We start from the raw sequence: 17723 nt of genomic DNA on the forward strand, positions 1-17723 counted from the left end.
GTTTTTCCTGATTTAATCCTGAGCAAATGTGTCAATTAATAAGTGAACGTCGCCGCCTACCGGGTAAAGTATCGGGCAAGTACAGCCATTCTTGACATATTCATTAACCTTCTTGCGTGCTTCTTCGGGTGTGCCGGAAGCGGTAATGCGGTCAATCAGGTCATCCGGAACCAGGTTCTTCGCTTTCTGGATTTGTTCGTGTGTTGCCGGCCATCCCAGGATGGATTGGATCTTCTCGACGATATCCATGGATACACCGGAGGCTTTTGCAATGTGTGGCTGCTGGGCCAGGTATTGGGTCAGCAGTTCGCGCGTAGTATCAATGGCTTTATCGTGGTCGAGATCCACCGAGCAGACAACCAATTGCGGGCGATCGATATCGTCTATTGTGCGGCCGGATTTTTTGGCGCCTTTCGCCAGCAAATCCAGGGCTTTGTGATTGTATTCCGGCGGTACACAGTAATTCATCACAACGCCTTCGGCAATTTCGCCGGCCATTTCCATCATCTTATCGCCGGTGGCGCCGATGAAAACAGGCACGTGTCGCGGTTCGCGGCGGCCGTGAACGACATCCAATTCGATTCCATCCACATGCACGAATTCACCATGGAAGGTCACGCGTTCCATAGCAAGCAGGCGTTTCATGACTGTGACGGTCTCTTTCATGGCGAGCAGCGGTTTGCTGCGGGTAATACCAACATTCTGAGCCAGCGGATCCCACCAGGCGCCAATTCCGCAGATAATTCTGTCGGGGGCCAGGTCATCCAAAGTCAGAAAAGTGGAGGCCAGCAAGCCGATATTGCGCGTCCAGTTGTTGATGACGCCGGAACCGACTTTTAGTTTTTCGGTTACAGCCGCATAAGCTGCCATCGGTACGATCGCATCGCGCACCAACCGGCTTTCAGCCTGCCAAACTGCCTCGAATCCTCTCTTCTCCGCGTATTGGACATATTCCAATCCGTCACGTAAGTCGTGGGCATCTTGTAGATAAAGCGCAAATCGTTCTTTCATCCTTTTCCTCCAAAATTATTTTTCAATAAATTTATAATCAAACTTTCCGTTGTCGTTGTGTTTCAAAAATTCCAAATCTTCAGGAATATCTAAATCAAATGATAGCGTATCATTATTATATATTTCAACCCTGATTTTCTTCCGTTCTGCCTGTTCTACATGTTTTCGGAAAGACCACATGCCGAAATCGTAATCCAAAATCCCAACCGGGTTGATAAACAGCGCATTGGTGCCGTTCATTCTGCGATCGGGCGTGATAACAATTTCAGGCGGATTCCCTGCCCGGCTCAGCAATTGCCGGATGGCGTCCGCGTTGATGTAGGGCAAATCCGCGGGAATAATTAGAATGGAGGATACATTAAACGCGTTGGCAGCCATGCTCCCCTTACGCAGGGCTTTATTGATATTGGTATTATGGCTTTCTTGAATCGTGCGCGCGCCGTAATCACGGCTGATGGTCAGCGCATTGGGATCGTAACTGACAACCAAAATCTGATCGATCTCTTTAATTTCCTTCAGGCAGGAAATTGTTTTGATTAAGAGGGACTGATTTAACTGTTCTCTCTCAGATTCAGACAAAACAGTAGAGAGTCGGGATTTACCCCGGCGGAGAGGTTTTATGGGTACAATCGCCCAAAGCGACATAGGCTTTTCTTTGTTAAATCGTTTCTAAGTAGTTAATAATGTTTTGTGCCAGCCTTTTGCGGTTAGCCAGGTCAGGCATCATTATGTCCGTTGACTGGAAAATTATACCTGATTGCTGTATATCTTTTCCAACATTTTCATCCTGTGTATCAATAAATATGCATTTCAGGAAATCTTTGTAGTGTTCGGCGATGGTGTATGGGGTTGGATCAATCCCTTTTTCAGCATACATTTTTGCCAATGGCCCTTTCACTGCTTTTCCGCCGATAATTGGCGAAACCGCGACCACATACTTGTTACGTAGAATATCCTTTACCTGCGGAAGCGATAAAATCGGATCGATGCTTAACAGCGGATTGGAAGGACAGATGACAACTACATCGCAGGCCTGTAATGTTTCCAATACCTCCGGGCTGGCTTTGGCATTCTCCATTCCCTGAAATACCACCTGTTTGATGGTCGGTTCACAATGGTGCTTGGCGAAATACTCCTGGAAAGGCAGCTTTCCCATCTCAATTGTGTCAATGATGGTGGGGACTGCATCGTTGGTCATGGGCAGAATTGGATGTTTAACCTGCCAGGCTTTATTAAAATAGCGGCAAACCTCAGTCAGCGTTTTCCCATCGGCCAACTGCCGGGTGCGTTCCATGTGGGTAGCCAGGTCTTTGTCGCCCAGCATGAACCAGGCCGGGCTGCCGTTGCGCTTGAGTGTTTCGAAGGTGTTGAAAGTGTCTTCGCGAACTCCCCATCCTGTTACGGGATTGGACAGATTTGCCAGGGTATAAGTAACCGTATCGATATCCGGGCTGATATACAATCCGAAAAATCGAAAATCGTCACCGGTGTTAACCACGATATTCAGATCATCGGGTGCGAGGATTTCAGACAGCCCTTGGGCCAGTTTGGAACCGCCGACACCGCCTGCTAATGCTGTAATTTTCATTTATCTAAACAGATCCTTTCCTTTTTCCCGCAATACATCGCCAAGCGAAGTCTCATCCGACAAGGGATAAGGGAAGCCACGTACGTGCACCACCGGGATATGTTCGTTCGCCTGCCCCATGACAAGGGAGGACGCGGCTGCCAGCTCATCCGCCGCGCCAATCTGGGTGATAAGCAGCGGTTCGCCGAACAAATCCAACTGGCCGCGCATATCCACCAGGGCGGGCACGCCGGCAGTTCCGATCATTATGCCCACGATACCTTCGCGCCATGCTCGGCCGTGGGAATCAATCACTATCACGCCGATATTTACGCCCGCGCGTTCTTTGAAGTAAGAGCGGATTTTGCGCGCGGATTCATCCGGATTCAACGGTAATTTCAAATACCAGATTTCTTCATCACTCTGTGTGTTGTCAATATTGGAATGATCCACACCGGCGTTGGCACACACAAAACCTAAATTGTGTTCCACGACCAAAGTGCCTTTCGCCACGCGCACGACTTCCTTGCTTTCCGAAAGGATGACTTCCACCAGCCGTGGATCTTTTTGGCACTCTGCCGCGATTTCCCTGGCTTTATCGGAAGGTTCAACTTTCGTAATGTCCACCAGACGGCCTTCCGCCTTGGAAATGATTTTCTGCGTGATTACCAGGATATCGTTATCTTGCAGATCGATTTTTTCTCTCGCTAATGCTTCAAACAGTATTTGACAAAGATTATCCCCCGGTTGAATCAGGGGGATAGCTTTGATTGGTTGAATGACCAGGCTCATAGGTTAATCTCTTGGGACATTGGTAATTTGAATACCGGCGTTTTTAGTGCCGGCTTGTTTATTAATTCGGATTAGGACTGAAGTAAATCCTTCCGCAACAATGGAATTTTCCAGCGGGCCGGCATCCCAGGCGGTTAAGCCGGTTGCCCTTACCATCTTCTGCCCGATTTCACGTGCTTCCACGTTCTTGCCGCACACCAGGACATCACATTCGATTTTCTCATCGGATAGCAGCAAGCCAAAGGAAATATTCTGGAAGGCGGAAATTACCGTAGTCTCCTCACCCAATAACATCTGGGCTTGTAATGCGGCACTGCCCTCTTCCGGTACCTGAACAGTCGAGACTTTTGGCGGTACCAGGGGTACGGTTACGTCAATCAGATATTTTCCGGCCAGGTCATTTTTCAAAGAGGACAAGATGTCCTTATGGAATTGATAAGGCACTGTTAAGACAGCCAGCTGCGATTGGCGCACGGCCGCCCCGTTTTCATCACCGCTCAAAAGTTTTTGCTCTTGGTCGGTGAGTTTTTCTGCTAATTCCGCTACGGCGATTTGCGCTTTTTCCATGTTGCGTGAGCCGATGATTACTTTGTACCCGGCTTTAACCCAGCGATACGCCAACCCCTTACCTTCTTTACCCGTTCCGCCGATAATGGCGATGGTATTGATTTCAGTCTCTATAGACAAATTACCCTCCGAATTTAGAATAAATCGTGATATTTCTTCCACACCGCAGTGGAGATTTGTTTAGCTTCTTTAATAACAGCTTCTTCATCCAAAACAGTTATCTTGCGATCGCGCATGAGGATTTTTCCATTGGATATCGTGGTTGTTACCATGCCATCCTGGAATCCGAAAATAATATGCCAGGGGAAATTATCGATAGTCATGTCGGTAAATGGTTTGTAATCTACCAAAATCAGGTCGGCTGCCGCGCCGGCTTTGATTTCACCGGTTTCAAGGCCATTGAATTGTGTCTTTACCAGTTCGCGGTTATTTACTATAGCCATTTGATAGATTTTGTCAGCCTGCATTCGGCGCGGGTCCAAATTGAGCAGCTTGTGGGCAAAATATGCCGCTTTCCATTCTTCCCAGCTTGAATTGGAGAAACCATCGTTGCCCAGGCATACTTTCACGCCCATATTCAGCATGGATTCCACATTGGGCAGCCCTACCGCGTTGTTCATGTTGGATCGCGGCTGGTGGGATAACCATGTACCGCTTCCTGCCAGAAGCTCGATTTCGTGCGCGTCAATGTGCACGCCGTGAGCGACCAGCGATTTAGGTCCGAGTACGCCAAATTGATTTAGGCGTTCAACTACGCGCAATCCACTGCGTTTAATGCTGTCGTATTCGTCAACAACGTGTTCGGCGGCGTGAATGTGGAAACCGCTGCTGTCCGGGCATTCCTTGCGGGCTTTTTCCAGCGTTGAATCGTCCAAAGTCAGGCTGGCGTGCAGGCCAAATAACGCACTGATTTGCTGGCCGAATTTACCGCTTTGGGCTTCCTTGATAAAACGTACATTTTCGGCGATGCCTTCGTCGGACTTGATTTTCCCGTCCCGGTCGGTCACCTCATAGCATAAAGATGCGCGAATCCCGCTTTCCATAACCGCTTTAGCCAGGATATCCAGGCTGCCGGGAATGGAATTGGGCGAAGCATGATGGTCAATCAAGGTCGTGGTGCCATTGTGAATGGCGTCCAATAGACACACCATCGCGGAATAGTAGTTCGCATCTTTATCCAGCGATTTATCCAGCTTCCACCATAACTTATCCAGGATGGCCGGGAAAGCATCCGGAGCGTCACCCGGAATGTACATACCGCGTGAAAACGCGCCATAGAAGTGCGTATGGGCGCATATTCCGGCCGGCATCAGATATTGGCCATGCGCATCGATTACCTCTTCTCCGCCCATTGGCTCGGGAACATTATCTCCGTTAAAAACGGATTCAATCTTTCCAGACTGGTCAATCCGCACTCCACCGGGTTCGATGAAAAGGTTTGGATTACCCAAGGTAATGACTTTTGCATTTTTTATGATCATGGCCAATTCCTTTTTGGTTTATTTAAGGATTTTAACATATGAGAATTATTAAGGACAAATGATTGCATTACAATATAATACTTAACTTATAAGGAGTGCATTATGGAATCCAACACACAAAAAGCCATCGATTATTCACATGAACATATTCAAGAATTTATTGATTCTTTAATTGATTTTCTGAAAATCCAAACACTTTCCTCCGATAAATCCTATAAAGGTGAAGTTCGTAAAGGCGCAGAATGGCTGGCGGCCTATCTGAAAAGATTGGACGTTCAGGATATACGGATTATTGACACTAATAATAACCCTATCGTTTACGGTTCGCTTCACCAGGCAGGAGAAGATAAACCAACCATCCTGATCTATGGCCATTATGACGTTCAACCGCCTGATCCACTGGATGAATGGATGAGTCCTCCTTTTGAACCCACCATAAAAGACGGAATACTTTATGCGCGCGGCTCTTCGGATATGAAGGGGCAGGCCATGGTCTCATTGGCTGCCATCCAATCGATTTTAGCTTTTGATAAGATGCCGGTTAACCTCAAGTTCTTATTTGAAGGGGATGAAGAAGTGGGTTCACCCAGCATACTGCCCTTCCTGAATGAATATAAAGATCTATTCAAAAGCGATTTTGTATTGAATCTGGACGCCGGCATGGTCGCAAAGGATATGCCCACTATCGTTTACGGCTTGCGCGGTCTGGCTTATTTCGAAATCCTGGTTACCGGACCCGCGCACGATTTGCATTCCGGCCTTTTTGGTGGCATAGTCTACAATCCTATCCATGCGCTAAGCAAATTAATTGCCGGGATGAAGGATGAACACGGAAAAATTCAACTTCCGGGTTATTATGATGATGTCCTGCCGCTAGAGAAAAAAGAACGCGATGAATTGAACGCTCTGGATAATCCGGATCAGTATTACATCGATGAAATGGGCGCAAAAGCTGTTTTTGGCGAGGAAGGTTTCTCCAATGTGGAACGGATTGGCGCCCGCCCAACGCTGGATGTGAACGGAATTTGGGGCGGTTATACCGGTGAAGGCTCCAAGACCGTCATCCCTTCCAAAGCACATGCAAAATTATCCATGCGGTTGGTCCCAAATCAGACCCCTGAGAAAGTCAGGCAGCAGTTAACCCAATACATGCAGGAAAATGCCCCCAAAGAAGTTTCCTGGGAAATTAAACAATTATCCAGCGATCCGGCTTATCTCACGCACATCGATTCCAAACCCACTCGCTGCTTTATCCAATCGCTTGAAAAAGTGATGGGTAAAAAACCGGTCTTCAAACGTGAAGGCGGCAGTATACCGATTTCCACCCATTTCCAGAACCTGCTTGGTTGTGAAAGTGTAATGAGCGGATTCAGCCTGCCAGGAGATCGGGTACACAGTCCCAATGAAAGACTTGATCTGGAATTATTTGAACAAGGCATAGAAGTGATCATCGATTACTTCTACCGTGTAGCACAAGAATGTGGAGACTAATTTAATGTCCGAATCCAAAATGCCGCATTACGGCGGTCAGGCACTGATCGAGGGTGTACTGATGCGCGGGAAGAATTACCTGGTAGCCTCTTTCCGCAACCCCCAGGGAGAAATTGTCTCTGAACAGGAAGAACTGCAGGGCATCTATAAATCAGGCCTGGCAAAAGTACCTTTTTTCCGAGGATTGATTATCCTGTGGGATTCACTGGTACTTGGGATGAAATACATAACGCTTTCTGCCAACCTTCAAGCCGAAGAAGAGGAAGAGAAAATTGAAGGGACCAGTTTAGTTCTGACGATGCTGGTATCGGTTGCGCTGGCTGTTGGATTATTCTTTATCCTTCCAACTGTCATTGCAGAATTACTCTCCAAATGGTTTCAAGCGTCTCACCTCACCAACAATGTTATTGAGGGTTTCGTTCGCCTTGCCCTACTGATCGGATACATTTGGGCCATTGGGCGCGCGGAAGATATTGCCCGAGTTTTCGCCTATCACGGTGCTGAACACAAAACCATCAATGCGTATGAGGATGGTGTTGAAATTAATGTTGAAAACGTAATGAAATACCCGGTGGAGCATCCTCGTTGCGGCACTGCTTTTCTCTTGACGTTGGTTATCCTGTCCATTCTGGTGTTTTCGCTTTTAGGGCCTATGACGATTTGGTTGAAGATCCTGTCACGGGTTCTTTTAATTCCTGTTCTGGCAATGCTCTCTTATGAACTCATCCGCTGGATGGGCGATCATCAGGAAAACAAACTGGTCAAAATTATGGTCGCGCCCAATTTAGCACTGCAGAAATTAACCACCCGCGAACCCGACGCAAAGATGGTCGAAGTGGCAATTTCGTCATTTAAACAACTGCTACAATTAGAAGGTAGCAACTGAATTATAGAGATTTGATATCGTAGTGAGGAAGAATGAGTGTAAAAGACACGCTTGAAGCTGCTTTAAAACAAGCTATGCGAGATAAAGACGAGATGAAACGTAATTCTTTACGTTTGGCACTCTCGACGATGAAATTGGCTGAAGTTGACGCCGGTAAAGAATTGGATGACCTGGCAGTTTTTGCGCTGCTGCAAAAAGAGATCAAAACAAAAGAAGAGACTATTGCCGAAGCCATCAAAGGCGGTCGAAATGAAATGGCCGCTTCCCTTCAGCCTGAAATCGATTTTCTTAAAGAATTCTTGCCCAAAGAATTATCCGACAGTGAACTGTCAGACTTGGTGAAATTGGCCATCCAGGAAACCGGAGCCCAAACCATTAAAGAAATGGGTAAGGTGATGAAAATTGCCATTGATAAAGCCGCCGGTCAGGCATCCAATGACAGAATCAGTAAAATCGTAAAAGAGATTTTAACGACCGAAAAATAGTAACCAATTTAAGATGCTTTCCAACCGAATTGAAGCGTTCCTTAAGCAGAACAAGCTGACCAACACCCTGTCGGTCATTGCGCTGGCAGTAGTGGTCTTCCTGATACTTGTTCTGCCTATTTCGTTGCGCCAGGAGACTTCCCTATTGAATATTGGGGATGTCGCTTTTCAGGATATCAACGCTCCACGGACGTTCAGTTATGAGAGCGAAATTCTGACCGAAGAAGCACGCGATGACGCTGAGAAATCCGTACAGCCTATCTATTTGGCAGCTGATCCCTCCATTACCCGTAAACAGGTTGAAAAGCTGCGGGTTGTATTGAATTACATCAGCGCAGTACGCTCTGATTCTTATTCCACACTGGGCCAGAAAATTTCCGATACACAAAAATTATCTGATCTGACCATTTCCAGTGAAATAGCGGAAGCCATATTTTCGCTCGATGATGAAAAATGGGCGGATATTCAGGAAGAATCACTTTATCTGCTGGAAGAAATGATGCGCAATTCGATTCGTGAGGATCAGATTGCCACCATGCAGCGCAATGTATCTACTCAGATTAGTTTTGATTTCAGCGAAACGGAAGCAGGCATTATCAATAACATCGTTACGCAAATGATCGTGGCTAATAGCCTATATAGCAACGATGCCACCTCCGAAGCGATAATGAACGCCCGAGAAAATGTCAAGCCGGTAACGCAAACCTATGTGGCAGGCGAAACAATCGTTAGCAGTGGTGAAGTGATTGACATACTCACCTGGGAGGCGCTGCAGGAGCTGGGTTATACCGAACCCCGAAATAAGGTCCTGGATTATTTATCCGCGAGTCTATTGACTGCGGTTCTTATGGCTTTCAACATGCTTTATATCCGGCGCATTCGCCAGACCACTGGTAAGAAAATCCAGGATTTAGCGATAATTGCGATCACCTTCCTGGTGTTTCTCTTTGCCGCGAAACTGATTATTCCCAATCACACTATCCTGCCCTATATGTTCCCGATTGCGGCATTTGGACTGACGGTTGCCAGCTTGTATGATTACGAAACCGGATTGATATTTTCCATTACCTTATCTATCCTGGCCGCATACAATGAAAGCAGTACGATCGATCTTGCTATTTATTATCTGATTCCGACGGCTATTGCTATCTTCATTTTGGGTCGCGGGCGCCGCATTACCATCTTCTTTCTGGCGGGTTTGGCAATCGGCTTCAGCGGCAGCGCTTTGGTGATTGCCTATCGCTTGCTGAATTCTTATCTGGATTTCTCCGGAGTCAGTTCATTGATCGGTGCGTCTTTCATCAACGGGTTCGGCTCAATCAGCTTGACACTTATCTTCCAATATATCCTTTCACAAATTACAGGAAAAACCACCGCGCTTCAGTTGATGGACTTAGCCAGGCCGGATCATCCTTTGCTGCAGGAATTGCTCATTAATGCTCCGGGCACTTACCAGCACAGTCTGCAAGTCTCCAATCTGGCTGAGCAGGCCGCGAAAGTTATCAATTGCGATGCGCTGCTTACGCGCGTGGGCGCACTGTATCATGATGTCGGTAAACTGAAGAATCCGCTTTTCTTTATCGAAAACCAGCCCACCACACAGATAGATACGCACGATAAGATGAACCCGGCTCAAGCTTCGGCAACGATTGTCCGGCATGTTGAGGATGGATTGAAGTTGGCAATGGAATATCATCTTCCTCCGCAAATTGAAGCTTTCATAAGAGAACACCACGCCACTTCTTTGACCCGCTACCAATACAATCAGGCGCTAAATGAAAGCAAGGATCCGGACAAAGTCAATGCGGAACTTTTCCGTTATCCAGGTCCAAATCCGAATTCAAAAGAAACCGCTTTGTTAATGCTGGCCGATGGCTGCGAAGCTCGCGTACGCGCAGATTCCCCCAAGACTGTGGAAGAAATCAGGAAAATCGTGGATGGTGCCATCGATCATTACCTGAGCATGGGCTATCTTTCCCACACAGAGTTAACATTGAATGATCTGAGATTGGTCTCACTTTCCTTCACAAAAACATTGACAAACAGCTATCACCAACGAGTTAAGTATCCTGAAAGAAAAGAAGAAACAGAAATAAAAGGCCCTGAAAAGAATGATTCACCATCAAGTTAATGAAGAGTTTCAAACCTGGGTTGACACGGATCACCTGCAGAATTACGCGCGAAAGACGCTAGTTTATCTGGACGCAGTCGATTGCGACCTGACCATCGTTATCAGCAGCAATGCGGATATTCAGGAATTGAACCGCACATACCGTCATATTGACGCTCCCACGGACGTATTATCCTTTGTTTACGATATGATTGACCCGGAAACCAACGCCCGATACCTGGGAGACATCATTATTTCGGCTGAAAAGCTCAAGGAACAGGCAGATCAAGCCGGACATAGTATTGACAAGGAATTATGCATATTGATTGTGCATGGCGTTCTCCACCTCTATGGTTACGACCATGAGGCTGAAGAAGGTGATCCTGTAATGATGCCCCTACAGGACAAAATCATTGAGGCTATTTTCACTGCATGAATGCAAAGAAAAACAACGGATTTCGAGCGGCCTTCGGCAATGCGTTTTTAGGTTTTGATTACGCATTTCGAACAGAACGCAATCTAAAAATTCATTTTACCGTCGCGGTGTTGGTGATTACCGCTGGGGCGCTCCTGAAAGTATCCGCGTTGGAATGGGCCATTCTTATGTTGACCATCGGTGCGGTTTTTGTGACGGAGATGATCAACACCGCGATTGAATATACGGTGGATTTAGCCAGCCCCGAGAAACATGACCTGGCGCGTAAAGCCAAAGATGTCAGCGCAGGTGCTGTGCTGATCATCGCGGCCAGTTCAGTGATTATTGGACTAATTATCTTTCTTCCGAAATTAATTGCGCTATTCTAGAAGTCCGCTTTACAGATATTCCTTCAAATTATGTTCTACAGCGTAAGCTGCCGCTTCTGCGCGGTTGCTGACGCCTAATTTGGATAAGATACTGCTCACGTAGTTGCGCACTGTCCCCTCACCCAGATAAAGTGCTTGTGCAATTTCCCGGTTGGTCTTTCCTTCTGAAACCAGCTTGAGGACCATTTTTTCCTGTTGGCTGAGGTTTACAAAGGACGCGGCTTCCTCTTCTTTCACCGCTTTGCGTACTTCCTGGAACACGCGCTGCGTGACAGCCGGGTCGAGCGATGCTTCACCCCGCGATACAGCTTCCAGCGATTTTATCAATCCTTCCGAATCAATTTGCTTGAGCACATATCCTGAAGCACCGGCTTTGATAGCCGAAAATAGCATTTCATCTTCTGCGTAAGACGTCAGCATGATTACCTTTGTATCAGGCAAAATCTGTTTGATCTCCTCACAGGCGTCAATGCCGGACTTTCCGGGCAATCGAATATCCATTAACACAATATCCGGGTTGAAGGTTTGCACTTGTTCAACTGCTTCCTTTGCATTCCCGGCTTCTGCTACGACTTCATATTGAGGATATTGCTCCAGCAGACTGCGCATGCCGATCCGAACGATCTCGTGGTCATCTACAATAATGATACGTATTTTCAAAATTTACATCCCTTTCTCGGTTCTATTTTAATCAAGAATGATAGTCACCGGACAATGATCTGAACCCATTACCTCGGAATGGATTACGACATCTTTTGTTCGTTTCATGATTCCCGGAGTCACCAGGAAATAATCCAACCGCCAGCCGATATTCTTTTGCCGCGCGCTGAAACGGTAAGTCCACCAGGTGTAACTTTCTTCTTCTGGATACAAGCTCCGATAAGCGTCAATGAATCCGTGTTCAAGATAGCGATCAATCCATACCCGTTCCTCCGGCAGGAAACCCGTGTTCTTTTCATTGGCCTTAGGGTTCTTCAAATCAATTTCATTATGGGCTGTGTTGAAATCACCGGTGATAATAATCTCTTTACCTGCCCGCTGCATTTCATCGCAGATATCCAATAAGTATGCATAGAAATCCAATTTATAGGGAACACGATTATTATCGCGTCCACCATTGGGAAAGTAAATATTGAAGAGTTCAAAATCCGGGAAGCTTGTGCGGATGACGCGTCCTTCATTATCAAAAATCTCTTTGCCTAATCCTTTAATAATCTCTGGTGGATCAGCTTTGAAGAGCGTGGCTGTTCCGCTGTAGCCTGGGCGTTCGGCCGGATTGAAAACCGGTTCATAACCTATGGCTTTGAATTGCTCAATATCAATTTGGTCTTCTTTTGCTTTAATCTCCTGCAAGCAAAGCACATCCGGCTGGTAGGAACTAACCCAGTCCAGGATATTTTTGCCCATGGCCGCCCGGATACCGTTGATATTCCATGTAGTAATTTTCATTTATTCTCGTTATGGTAAACTTATCAGGTTAATTTTTATAAAGGTCAAAACACAATTCACAATACTCACTTCTAATGTACAAGAAAATATTAAGCATTATTATAGCTTTAATGTTTTTATTGTCCTCAGTAAAAACAGTAAATGCGCAGGATGAGGGCCCCAATCCTGTCTATATTGTTCAATCCGGCGAAAATTTAACACAGATTGCTGAGAAATTCGGTATTTCGGTGATGGATCTAATCGCTGCCAATGACATTGTAGATTCAAATGTGATTTCTGAGGGCACCCAGTTGATTATTCCCGGTATCACCGGCATCAGCGGCGTATTAACCACTACCCCGGTAGAGTTTGGTGAAACTTTTTCAAGCATTTTACGCCGATACAAAATCAGCCAGGAAAACTTTCAAATTCTCAACTCGATTACCAGCCCCGCGGAGATTTACGTTGGGTCAAATTTGATCTTGCCGGAAGGCCAGGATGAAAACGCTTTTAATAATTCGGTGGTTTTAGGCGCTGACGATTCGCTGTTGGTAGCAGCGTTGCGAAATAACCTGAATCCCTGGTATTTAGGCAGTATCAATCAGGTATCACAATCAATCACATTACCCAATGAAGTTCTTTTCTTTTATTCGTCTGAAATAGCCGGATTCACATCTTCTGTCTCCGAACATATCTCCAAAATCGAATTATCCCCCTTACCGATTGTTCAGGGCCATACCAGTGTAATCCGTATATACACCGATGGACCCGCCACAATAAGTGGTACTTTGGGCGGCTACACACTCAATTTCTTCCGTGACGAAGCCGACCAGTATTATTATGCACTGCAAGGGATTCATGCGTTGGCACAACCGGGTTTGATGGATTTGCGTTTGGATGGACAATTTGATGCAGGCGGTTCTTTCTCCGCCGAGCAAATGATACTTATGGAATCAGGGAATTATCCCAACGAGGAATTAACGGTCGAAAGTACCACGATCGAAAAAGAGGTTAATGATCGTGAAGCGGCAGATATTGCCCAAATATTAAACCCGATTTCACAACAAAAAATGTGGAACGGCGTTTTCCGTTTCCCGGTAGATGGCGCGTTGGATAATGACACCATGGCTTTCTCATCCTACTATGGCAGCCGCCGTTCATATAACGGCGGGCAGTATTTTGGTTTTCACGGCGGGTTGGATTTTATGGTTGTCGTAAACAGCTTGAACGTTTATGCCCCAGCGCCCGGCGTCGTAGCTTTTACCGGGACGACGGATATTCGCGGGAATACTATTTTCATTGATCATGGACAGGGAATCTACACAGGATACGCGCATTTGAGTGAAATTCAGGTAAATGTAGGCGATCATGTCGAGGTTGGACAAATTATCGGTCAGATTGGCAAGACAGGCCGTGTAACGGGACCGCATTTACATTGGGATATATGGGTAAATGGGAATGCCGTGGATCCTTTTGATTGGGTGGACAATATTTATCCTTAGTCGCCGCGGCTACAGTATAATAACAAGTTGAAAGGAAATTTTTCAGTAAGTATATGATTGCATCGATGAAAATTACAGAAGATTATTGGACCGGATTTAATATTGAACAGTCCGATATCGAATTTATCTACAACTTGCTGCTTGAAAAAGCAACTCCCATTAAATCCGAAGAACTACTCAAAGCACTGGTAACCTATCGCATCGAAGAAGAGGCAGCTAGACTTCAAGAAAGCGCCAATTCTCGGGGTGCAATCTACCTGCCTAAAGATGATTTCAACAAAGGGGATAACCTGGTATTTCCGGCATTCTCGATGCAAAAAGGGAAAGTAACCGCCGTTCGCAGTGGCTTCAACCCTGAATATGAAGACCTTAAAGTGATTGAGGTCAAAATGGAAACGGGTGATACCCATTCTTTTGCAGCCAACCTTCCCGATCATCCTCTCAATCAAGCGATTGAAATTGATGAAAATGATCCTAATCGCAATCCCGAAGCTGTAATCGCTCAACATGGAGCCTTGCTGAAAACCCGTCTTTCAGAAGCTTTGAAATCACAGGACGACCTGGTGAAAATTGCCGGCAATTGGTTCCCGCGTTCATTGTTAGTAGACATTGGCGTAGGCTATTTAAATTTAGCCGAAGCGGTTTTAGAGGAAGCTAATGGCGGCCCTTTAAGCATTGTTGAACTAATGAAACAGGTTGAGCTGGAAGCGGATGAAAATGACAAATTGATGGAATTTTCCTTTGATTTGGCGCTGCAAGATGATAAACGTTTTGATGAAGTTGGGCCTGCGGGAGAAACGCTTTGGTTCCTGCACGATATGGAGCCTGATGACGTCAAACAATGCCCGATTTTCCTGAAATATACTCCGCGCGAATATTCATGCGAGGGTTTAGACAAATACCTGGAGCTCTTTGAAGGTACGCTTTATGATGAATTTGAAACCTGGGATTCTCCTCACGCCAATGGCGATGAAATTTCCGTCTCTCTGATTTACCCGCACTGGCGTTCCGGCACATTGCCCCTTTCCAATTCACTGCGAGAGTTCTTCCCCACCGCGCACGAAGCGCCTCGGGTAAACTTTACTTTCGTGGATGAATTAACCGGCGATCGTTTTGGCGGTTGGGTCGTCAGGCCTTTTAATTATATTTATGGCCTGGCGGATTGGTATAAAGAACATGAGATTATGCCGGGAAGTGTGTTGAAAGTAAAGAAGAGCAAAAATCCTGGTGAAATCATTATCTGTTTCGACAAAAGCCGTCAAAACAAGGAATGGTTAAAAACTGTATTGATCGGTTCCGATCAAGGTATTGTTTTTGCCATGCTTAAACATAACATCAATGCTGATTTTAACGAGCGCATGGCCGTGGCAATTCCGGATGTAGCGGCAGTGGATGAAATTTGGAAGAATAAGGTTTATGAGAAAGAGCCAATCACCAAAACCATCCTCCGTATCACGCGCGAATTGGCAAAACTCAACCCGCAAGGCCAGGTGCACGCGCAGGAGTTATACGCTGCAATCAACGTTGTGCGCCGCTGCCCACCCAGTTTGATCCTGTATCACCTGTTGAATGAAGCTTCCATTTCCCATTTAGGTGACCTTTATTTCCACTTTAGTGAGAAGGAGGCTTAGTCAATGCCAGAAAATATCAAACGCCCCAGCCTGCTGCGTCCCACAGTGGATACACGTTTCCACATTGATTTTGAGTGGTGGAAAGAGAATGATTCCAATTGGCGAATTTTTCTTCAAAGTTATCTATGCGAAAGCCATCAGCAGATGTTCCAGGAACAAAATGAAAATGTAATCATCGACACCGTGGATCCTGAAACCGCCGAAATCCGTCAGGAAGACGGGCTGTTGTATGAACTGATGAATCATTGCGCACGCCAACCTGAATTCATCAACGACAATATGCCCCTGATCGCCAAAGTTTTCCGCATCTTTTTAGCCAACGGCAACCAACCGCTCAGTGCGGCGGAATTAAGTGAAATGGTCAACCGGCCGGCCAATACGGTGCTGGTCACGCTGACCGGTCCGCAAGTCTACAAGGGTATCCGAATATTTCAAGAAGATTAACCAGAATACCGTTCCATTGATATAATTCAAGCGATTTTTCACACCCTCGTAGTGCTAGTGGACAGAGCACTGGACTTCTTGGTTGTGGGTTCCCTGGCCTGGTGCCAGTGCAGGCGAATCCCACCGAGGGTATTAACAAAAGAATATCTTACGCACGCCCTCGTAGCGCAATTGGACAGAGCACTGGACTTCTAATCCAACGGTTGTGGGTTCGAATCCCACCGAGGGCGCTCATTATTTAAAGACCCTCGTAGCACAATTGGACAAAGTAGTGGACTTCTAAATTCACGAGTCGCTAAACAACCCCATAATCTTATAAAATGAGAATTTGTTTTCGAAAAAGGACAAGCACCTAAGTGAATTAAACAATATCTTGAGTATTTTCAAATTATTTTCTTAAATATATAAGAATTCGCCGTCCTCTTATAAGCGATTCCTCTTCCTGATTGGATTAGAGATTCAATAGTAACGTCCTTATCGAATTTTTGAATAAAATATGTTTCTAGATTTTCTTCTGAGATAAGAAATTTCTCATTTTTTTGTTGAACAACTGCTATTAGTTCATAATCGGAATCTAAAAATGCTATTCCTGCATCCGCATGGCTATTATTTGCTAAGAGGATTCCCCCATGCTTAAGGAAATTTTTACAAAATTGAGAAACTGGTCCGGCCCATTGAGAAATGAGAAGATCGAAATGGTTTTCTGGGAGATCAAGAGGCTTTGAATAATCGCTATTAATAAATCGAAATGAGGGCTTAGCCTGATATTTTTTATTCCCTTCAAGGAATTCGGAAATTTGTTGAGGGTATTTAAAAAATCTATTCGCATTTTTATCTGAATCAACATAAATTACTTGCGGGATCACAAAAGAAGGGGTTATATGAACATAGCTTCCAGGATATAAAGCTTTTTTGATTTCATATTTATATTGAATTTGCAGGAATAGTTCCATTCTTTCGAAGCGTTTTTCAATATATTCTTTTCGATATAAGTCTAGTAAGTTCATTGCGACCAACCTGGTAAATTTTTCAATTTCGAACCATTATTATCTGAACTGGAGCTGAAAATCTGAAAATGAGTTCTCCGAATTGCCGTCTGGGCAGGCGAATCCTCCCGAGGGCGCTATTCATTTAATGGGAATACTTATTAAAAAGTAGGAATAGGCACGAGGGTTAATAATGAAATTGTTACAAGAATTATCCCAATAAGAAACCGTAAACCCAATGTAATCAAAATAACTTTAACCATTTTAATGGATTCCCCTTCCGGTGTTTTCTTCTTAACGATCTTATAAGCAATCAACGCACAAATCACCCACAAAATAAATGAAGCAAAGATTTGCCATACTTCAGATCCCATCTGAACACCTCATTTTCATTTACCATTTTAAATAAATAGATGTAGTTAATTATGGTATTCCTTAATACAACAAGGAATTTCTGTATAAATATTATCCGACCAATCTGTTGATATCACAACTGGCGAATGAGAATGCTGATAAGTGGATTAACTATCAAAAATTT

The 17723-nt window shown here is 45.3% G+C and carries 18 protein-coding genes and 1 tRNA gene; 10 read left to right on the forward strand and 9 right to left on the reverse strand.

The genetic code is table 11. From position 1 onward, the window contains the following. Positions 1-12 precede the first annotated feature (12 nt). Genes Pelsub_RS09125 through ssnA form a run of 6 tightly spaced genes read right to left on the reverse strand, consistent with a single transcriptional unit; the run spans position 13 to position 5418 of the window. A complete protein-coding gene (locus tag Pelsub_RS09125; protein WP_116224040.1) occupies positions 13-1011 on the reverse strand; it encodes an LLM class flavin-dependent oxidoreductase in 999 nt (332 codons plus the stop codon). 15 nt (positions 1012-1026) lie between these two features. Further along, the gene (gene cofC, locus Pelsub_RS09130) at positions 1027-1656 is read right to left on the reverse strand and encodes a 2-phospho-L-lactate guanylyltransferase (protein ID WP_116224039.1); all 630 of its coding nucleotides are present in this window, start codon (positions 1654-1656) and stop codon (positions 1027-1029) included. Between the two features lie 13 nt (positions 1657-1669). Next, positions 1670-2599: a 2-phospho-L-lactate transferase gene (gene cofD, locus Pelsub_RS09135; RefSeq protein WP_116224038.1), complete on the reverse strand. Its 930-nt coding sequence runs from the start codon at positions 2597-2599 to the stop codon at positions 1670-1672. Then, on the reverse strand, positions 2600-3370 hold the full coding sequence (cofE, locus tag Pelsub_RS09140) for a coenzyme F420-0:L-glutamate ligase (RefSeq protein ID WP_116224037.1): 771 nt from the start codon (positions 3368-3370) through the stop codon (positions 2600-2602). A 3-nt stretch (positions 3371-3373) separates the two neighbouring features. Beyond that, the gene (gene npdG, locus Pelsub_RS09145; RefSeq protein ID WP_232528585.1) at positions 3374-4057 is read right to left on the reverse strand and encodes an NADPH-dependent F420 reductase; all 684 of its coding nucleotides are present in this window, start codon (positions 4055-4057) and stop codon (positions 3374-3376) included. Positions 4058-4071: 14 nt separating this feature from the next. Then, positions 4072-5418, reverse strand: coding sequence for a putative aminohydrolase SsnA (ssnA, locus tag Pelsub_RS09150; protein ID WP_116224036.1), 1347 nt, complete (start codon positions 5416-5418; stop codon positions 4072-4074). A gap of 102 nt (positions 5419-5520) precedes the next feature. On the opposite strand from ssnA, the gene Pelsub_RS09155 reads away from it, so the two are divergent. The 6 genes from Pelsub_RS09155 to Pelsub_RS09180 are packed head-to-tail and all read left to right on the forward strand — an operon-like array spanning position 5521 to position 11194. Beyond that, positions 5521-6909 carry a dipeptidase gene (locus Pelsub_RS09155; RefSeq protein ID WP_116224035.1) on the forward strand — a complete coding sequence of 463 codons (1389 nt, stop codon included), beginning with the start codon at positions 5521-5523 and terminating at the stop codon, positions 6907-6909. Positions 6910-6913: 4 nt separating this feature from the next. Beyond that, positions 6914-7795 (forward strand): DUF1385 domain-containing protein, encoded by an 882-nt coding sequence (locus Pelsub_RS09160; protein WP_116224034.1) that lies wholly within the window; start codon positions 6914-6916, stop codon positions 7793-7795. 32 nt (positions 7796-7827) lie between these two features. Further along, positions 7828-8280: a GatB/YqeY domain-containing protein gene (locus Pelsub_RS09165; protein WP_116224033.1), complete on the forward strand. Its 453-nt coding sequence runs from the start codon at positions 7828-7830 to the stop codon at positions 8278-8280. A gap of 13 nt (positions 8281-8293) precedes the next feature. Beyond that, positions 8294-10411 carry an HD family phosphohydrolase gene (locus Pelsub_RS09170; RefSeq protein WP_116224032.1) on the forward strand — a complete coding sequence of 706 codons (2118 nt, stop codon included), beginning with the start codon at positions 8294-8296 and terminating at the stop codon, positions 10409-10411. Then, positions 10392-10826 carry an rRNA maturation RNase YbeY gene (ybeY, locus tag Pelsub_RS09175; RefSeq protein ID WP_116224031.1) on the forward strand — a complete coding sequence of 145 codons (435 nt, stop codon included), beginning with the start codon at positions 10392-10394 and terminating at the stop codon, positions 10824-10826. Before Pelsub_RS09170 ends, ybeY begins: the two co-directional genes overlap by 20 nt. Continuing rightward, on the forward strand, positions 10823-11194 hold the full coding sequence (locus Pelsub_RS09180; protein ID WP_116224030.1) for a diacylglycerol kinase family protein: 372 nt from the start codon (positions 10823-10825) through the stop codon (positions 11192-11194). The genes ybeY and Pelsub_RS09180 overlap by 4 nt, the downstream gene beginning before the upstream one ends. A gap of 9 nt (positions 11195-11203) precedes the next feature. Here Pelsub_RS09180 and Pelsub_RS09185 read toward each other — a convergent pair whose 3' ends face one another. Further along, positions 11204-11854: a response regulator transcription factor gene (locus Pelsub_RS09185; RefSeq protein WP_116224029.1), complete on the reverse strand. Its 651-nt coding sequence runs from the start codon at positions 11852-11854 to the stop codon at positions 11204-11206. A gap of 27 nt (positions 11855-11881) precedes the next feature. Next, positions 11882-12643, reverse strand: coding sequence for an exodeoxyribonuclease III (locus tag Pelsub_RS09190; protein ID WP_116224028.1), 762 nt, complete (start codon positions 12641-12643; stop codon positions 11882-11884). Positions 12644-12753: 110 nt separating this feature from the next. Between Pelsub_RS09190 and Pelsub_RS09195 the strand changes: the two genes are divergently transcribed. The 4 genes from Pelsub_RS09195 (at position 12754) to Pelsub_RS09210 (ending at position 16429) form a co-directional block, all read left to right on the forward strand. After that, positions 12754-14124 (forward strand): peptidoglycan DD-metalloendopeptidase family protein, encoded by a 1371-nt coding sequence (locus Pelsub_RS09195; protein WP_158675056.1) that lies wholly within the window; start codon positions 12754-12756, stop codon positions 14122-14124. Positions 14125-14189: 65 nt separating this feature from the next. Continuing rightward, positions 14190-15755: a hypothetical protein gene (locus tag Pelsub_RS09200; RefSeq protein WP_116224026.1), complete on the forward strand. Its 1566-nt coding sequence runs from the start codon at positions 14190-14192 to the stop codon at positions 15753-15755. Positions 15756-15758: 3 nt separating this feature from the next. Further along, complete coding sequence (locus Pelsub_RS09205) at positions 15759-16199, forward strand: hypothetical protein (protein ID WP_116224025.1); 441 nt, start codon at positions 15759-15761, stop codon at positions 16197-16199. Between the two features lie 156 nt (positions 16200-16355). Next, positions 16356-16429, forward strand: a tRNA-Arg gene (locus tag Pelsub_RS09210). A 153-nt stretch (positions 16430-16582) separates the two neighbouring features. On the opposite strand, the gene Pelsub_RS09215 is transcribed toward Pelsub_RS09210, so the two are convergent. Continuing rightward, entirely contained in the window at positions 16583-17206 is a 624-nt protein-coding gene (locus tag Pelsub_RS09215; protein WP_116224024.1) for a hypothetical protein, read from the reverse strand. Between the last annotated feature and the right edge of the window lie 517 nt (positions 17207-17723).

This window comes from Pelolinea submarina (assembly GCF_003966975.1).
GTDB classification, from domain to species: Bacteria; Chloroflexota; Anaerolineae; order Anaerolineales; family Anaerolineaceae; genus Pelolinea; species Pelolinea submarina.

Coding starts and splice junctions, on each gene's coding strand:
- Pelsub_RS09200 (WP_116224026.1), top strand. CDS start 14,190: ATGAAAATTACAGAAGATTATTGGACCGGATTTAATATTGAACAGTCC.
- Pelsub_RS09170 (WP_116224032.1), top strand. CDS start 8,294: ATGCTTTCCAACCGAATTGAAGCGTTCCTTAAGCAGAACAAGCTGACC.
- Pelsub_RS09165 (WP_116224033.1), top strand. CDS start 7,828: ATGAGTGTAAAAGACACGCTTGAAGCTGCTTTAAAACAAGCTATGCGA.
- Pelsub_RS09180 (WP_116224030.1), top strand. CDS start 10,823: ATGAATGCAAAGAAAAACAACGGATTTCGAGCGGCCTTCGGCAATGCG.
- Pelsub_RS09190 (WP_116224028.1), bottom strand. CDS start 12,643: ATGAAAATTACTACATGGAATATCAACGGTATCCGGGCGGCCATGGGC.
- cofD (WP_116224038.1), bottom strand. CDS start 2,599: ATGAAAATTACAGCATTAGCAGGCGGTGTCGGCGGTTCCAAACTGGCC.
- Pelsub_RS09205 (WP_116224025.1), top strand. CDS start 15,759: ATGCCAGAAAATATCAAACGCCCCAGCCTGCTGCGTCCCACAGTGGAT.
- Pelsub_RS09125 (WP_116224040.1), bottom strand. CDS start 1,011: ATGAAAGAACGATTTGCGCTTTATCTACAAGATGCCCACGACTTACGT.
- Pelsub_RS09195 (WP_158675056.1), top strand. CDS start 12,754: ATGTTTTTATTGTCCTCAGTAAAAACAGTAAATGCGCAGGATGAGGGC.
- Pelsub_RS09215 (WP_116224024.1), bottom strand. CDS start 17,206: ATGAACTTACTAGACTTATATCGAAAAGAATATATTGAAAAACGCTTC.
- ssnA (WP_116224036.1), bottom strand. CDS start 5,418: ATGATCATAAAAAATGCAAAAGTCATTACCTTGGGTAATCCAAACCTT.
- ybeY (WP_116224031.1), top strand. CDS start 10,392: ATGATTCACCATCAAGTTAATGAAGAGTTTCAAACCTGGGTTGACACG.
- Pelsub_RS09155 (WP_116224035.1), top strand. CDS start 5,521: ATGGAATCCAACACACAAAAAGCCATCGATTATTCACATGAACATATT.
- Pelsub_RS09160 (WP_116224034.1), top strand. CDS start 6,914: ATGTCCGAATCCAAAATGCCGCATTACGGCGGTCAGGCACTGATCGAG.
- cofC (WP_116224039.1), bottom strand. CDS start 1,656: ATGTCGCTTTGGGCGATTGTACCCATAAAACCTCTCCGCCGGGGTAAA.
- cofE (WP_116224037.1), bottom strand. CDS start 3,370: ATGAGCCTGGTCATTCAACCAATCAAAGCTATCCCCCTGATTCAACCG.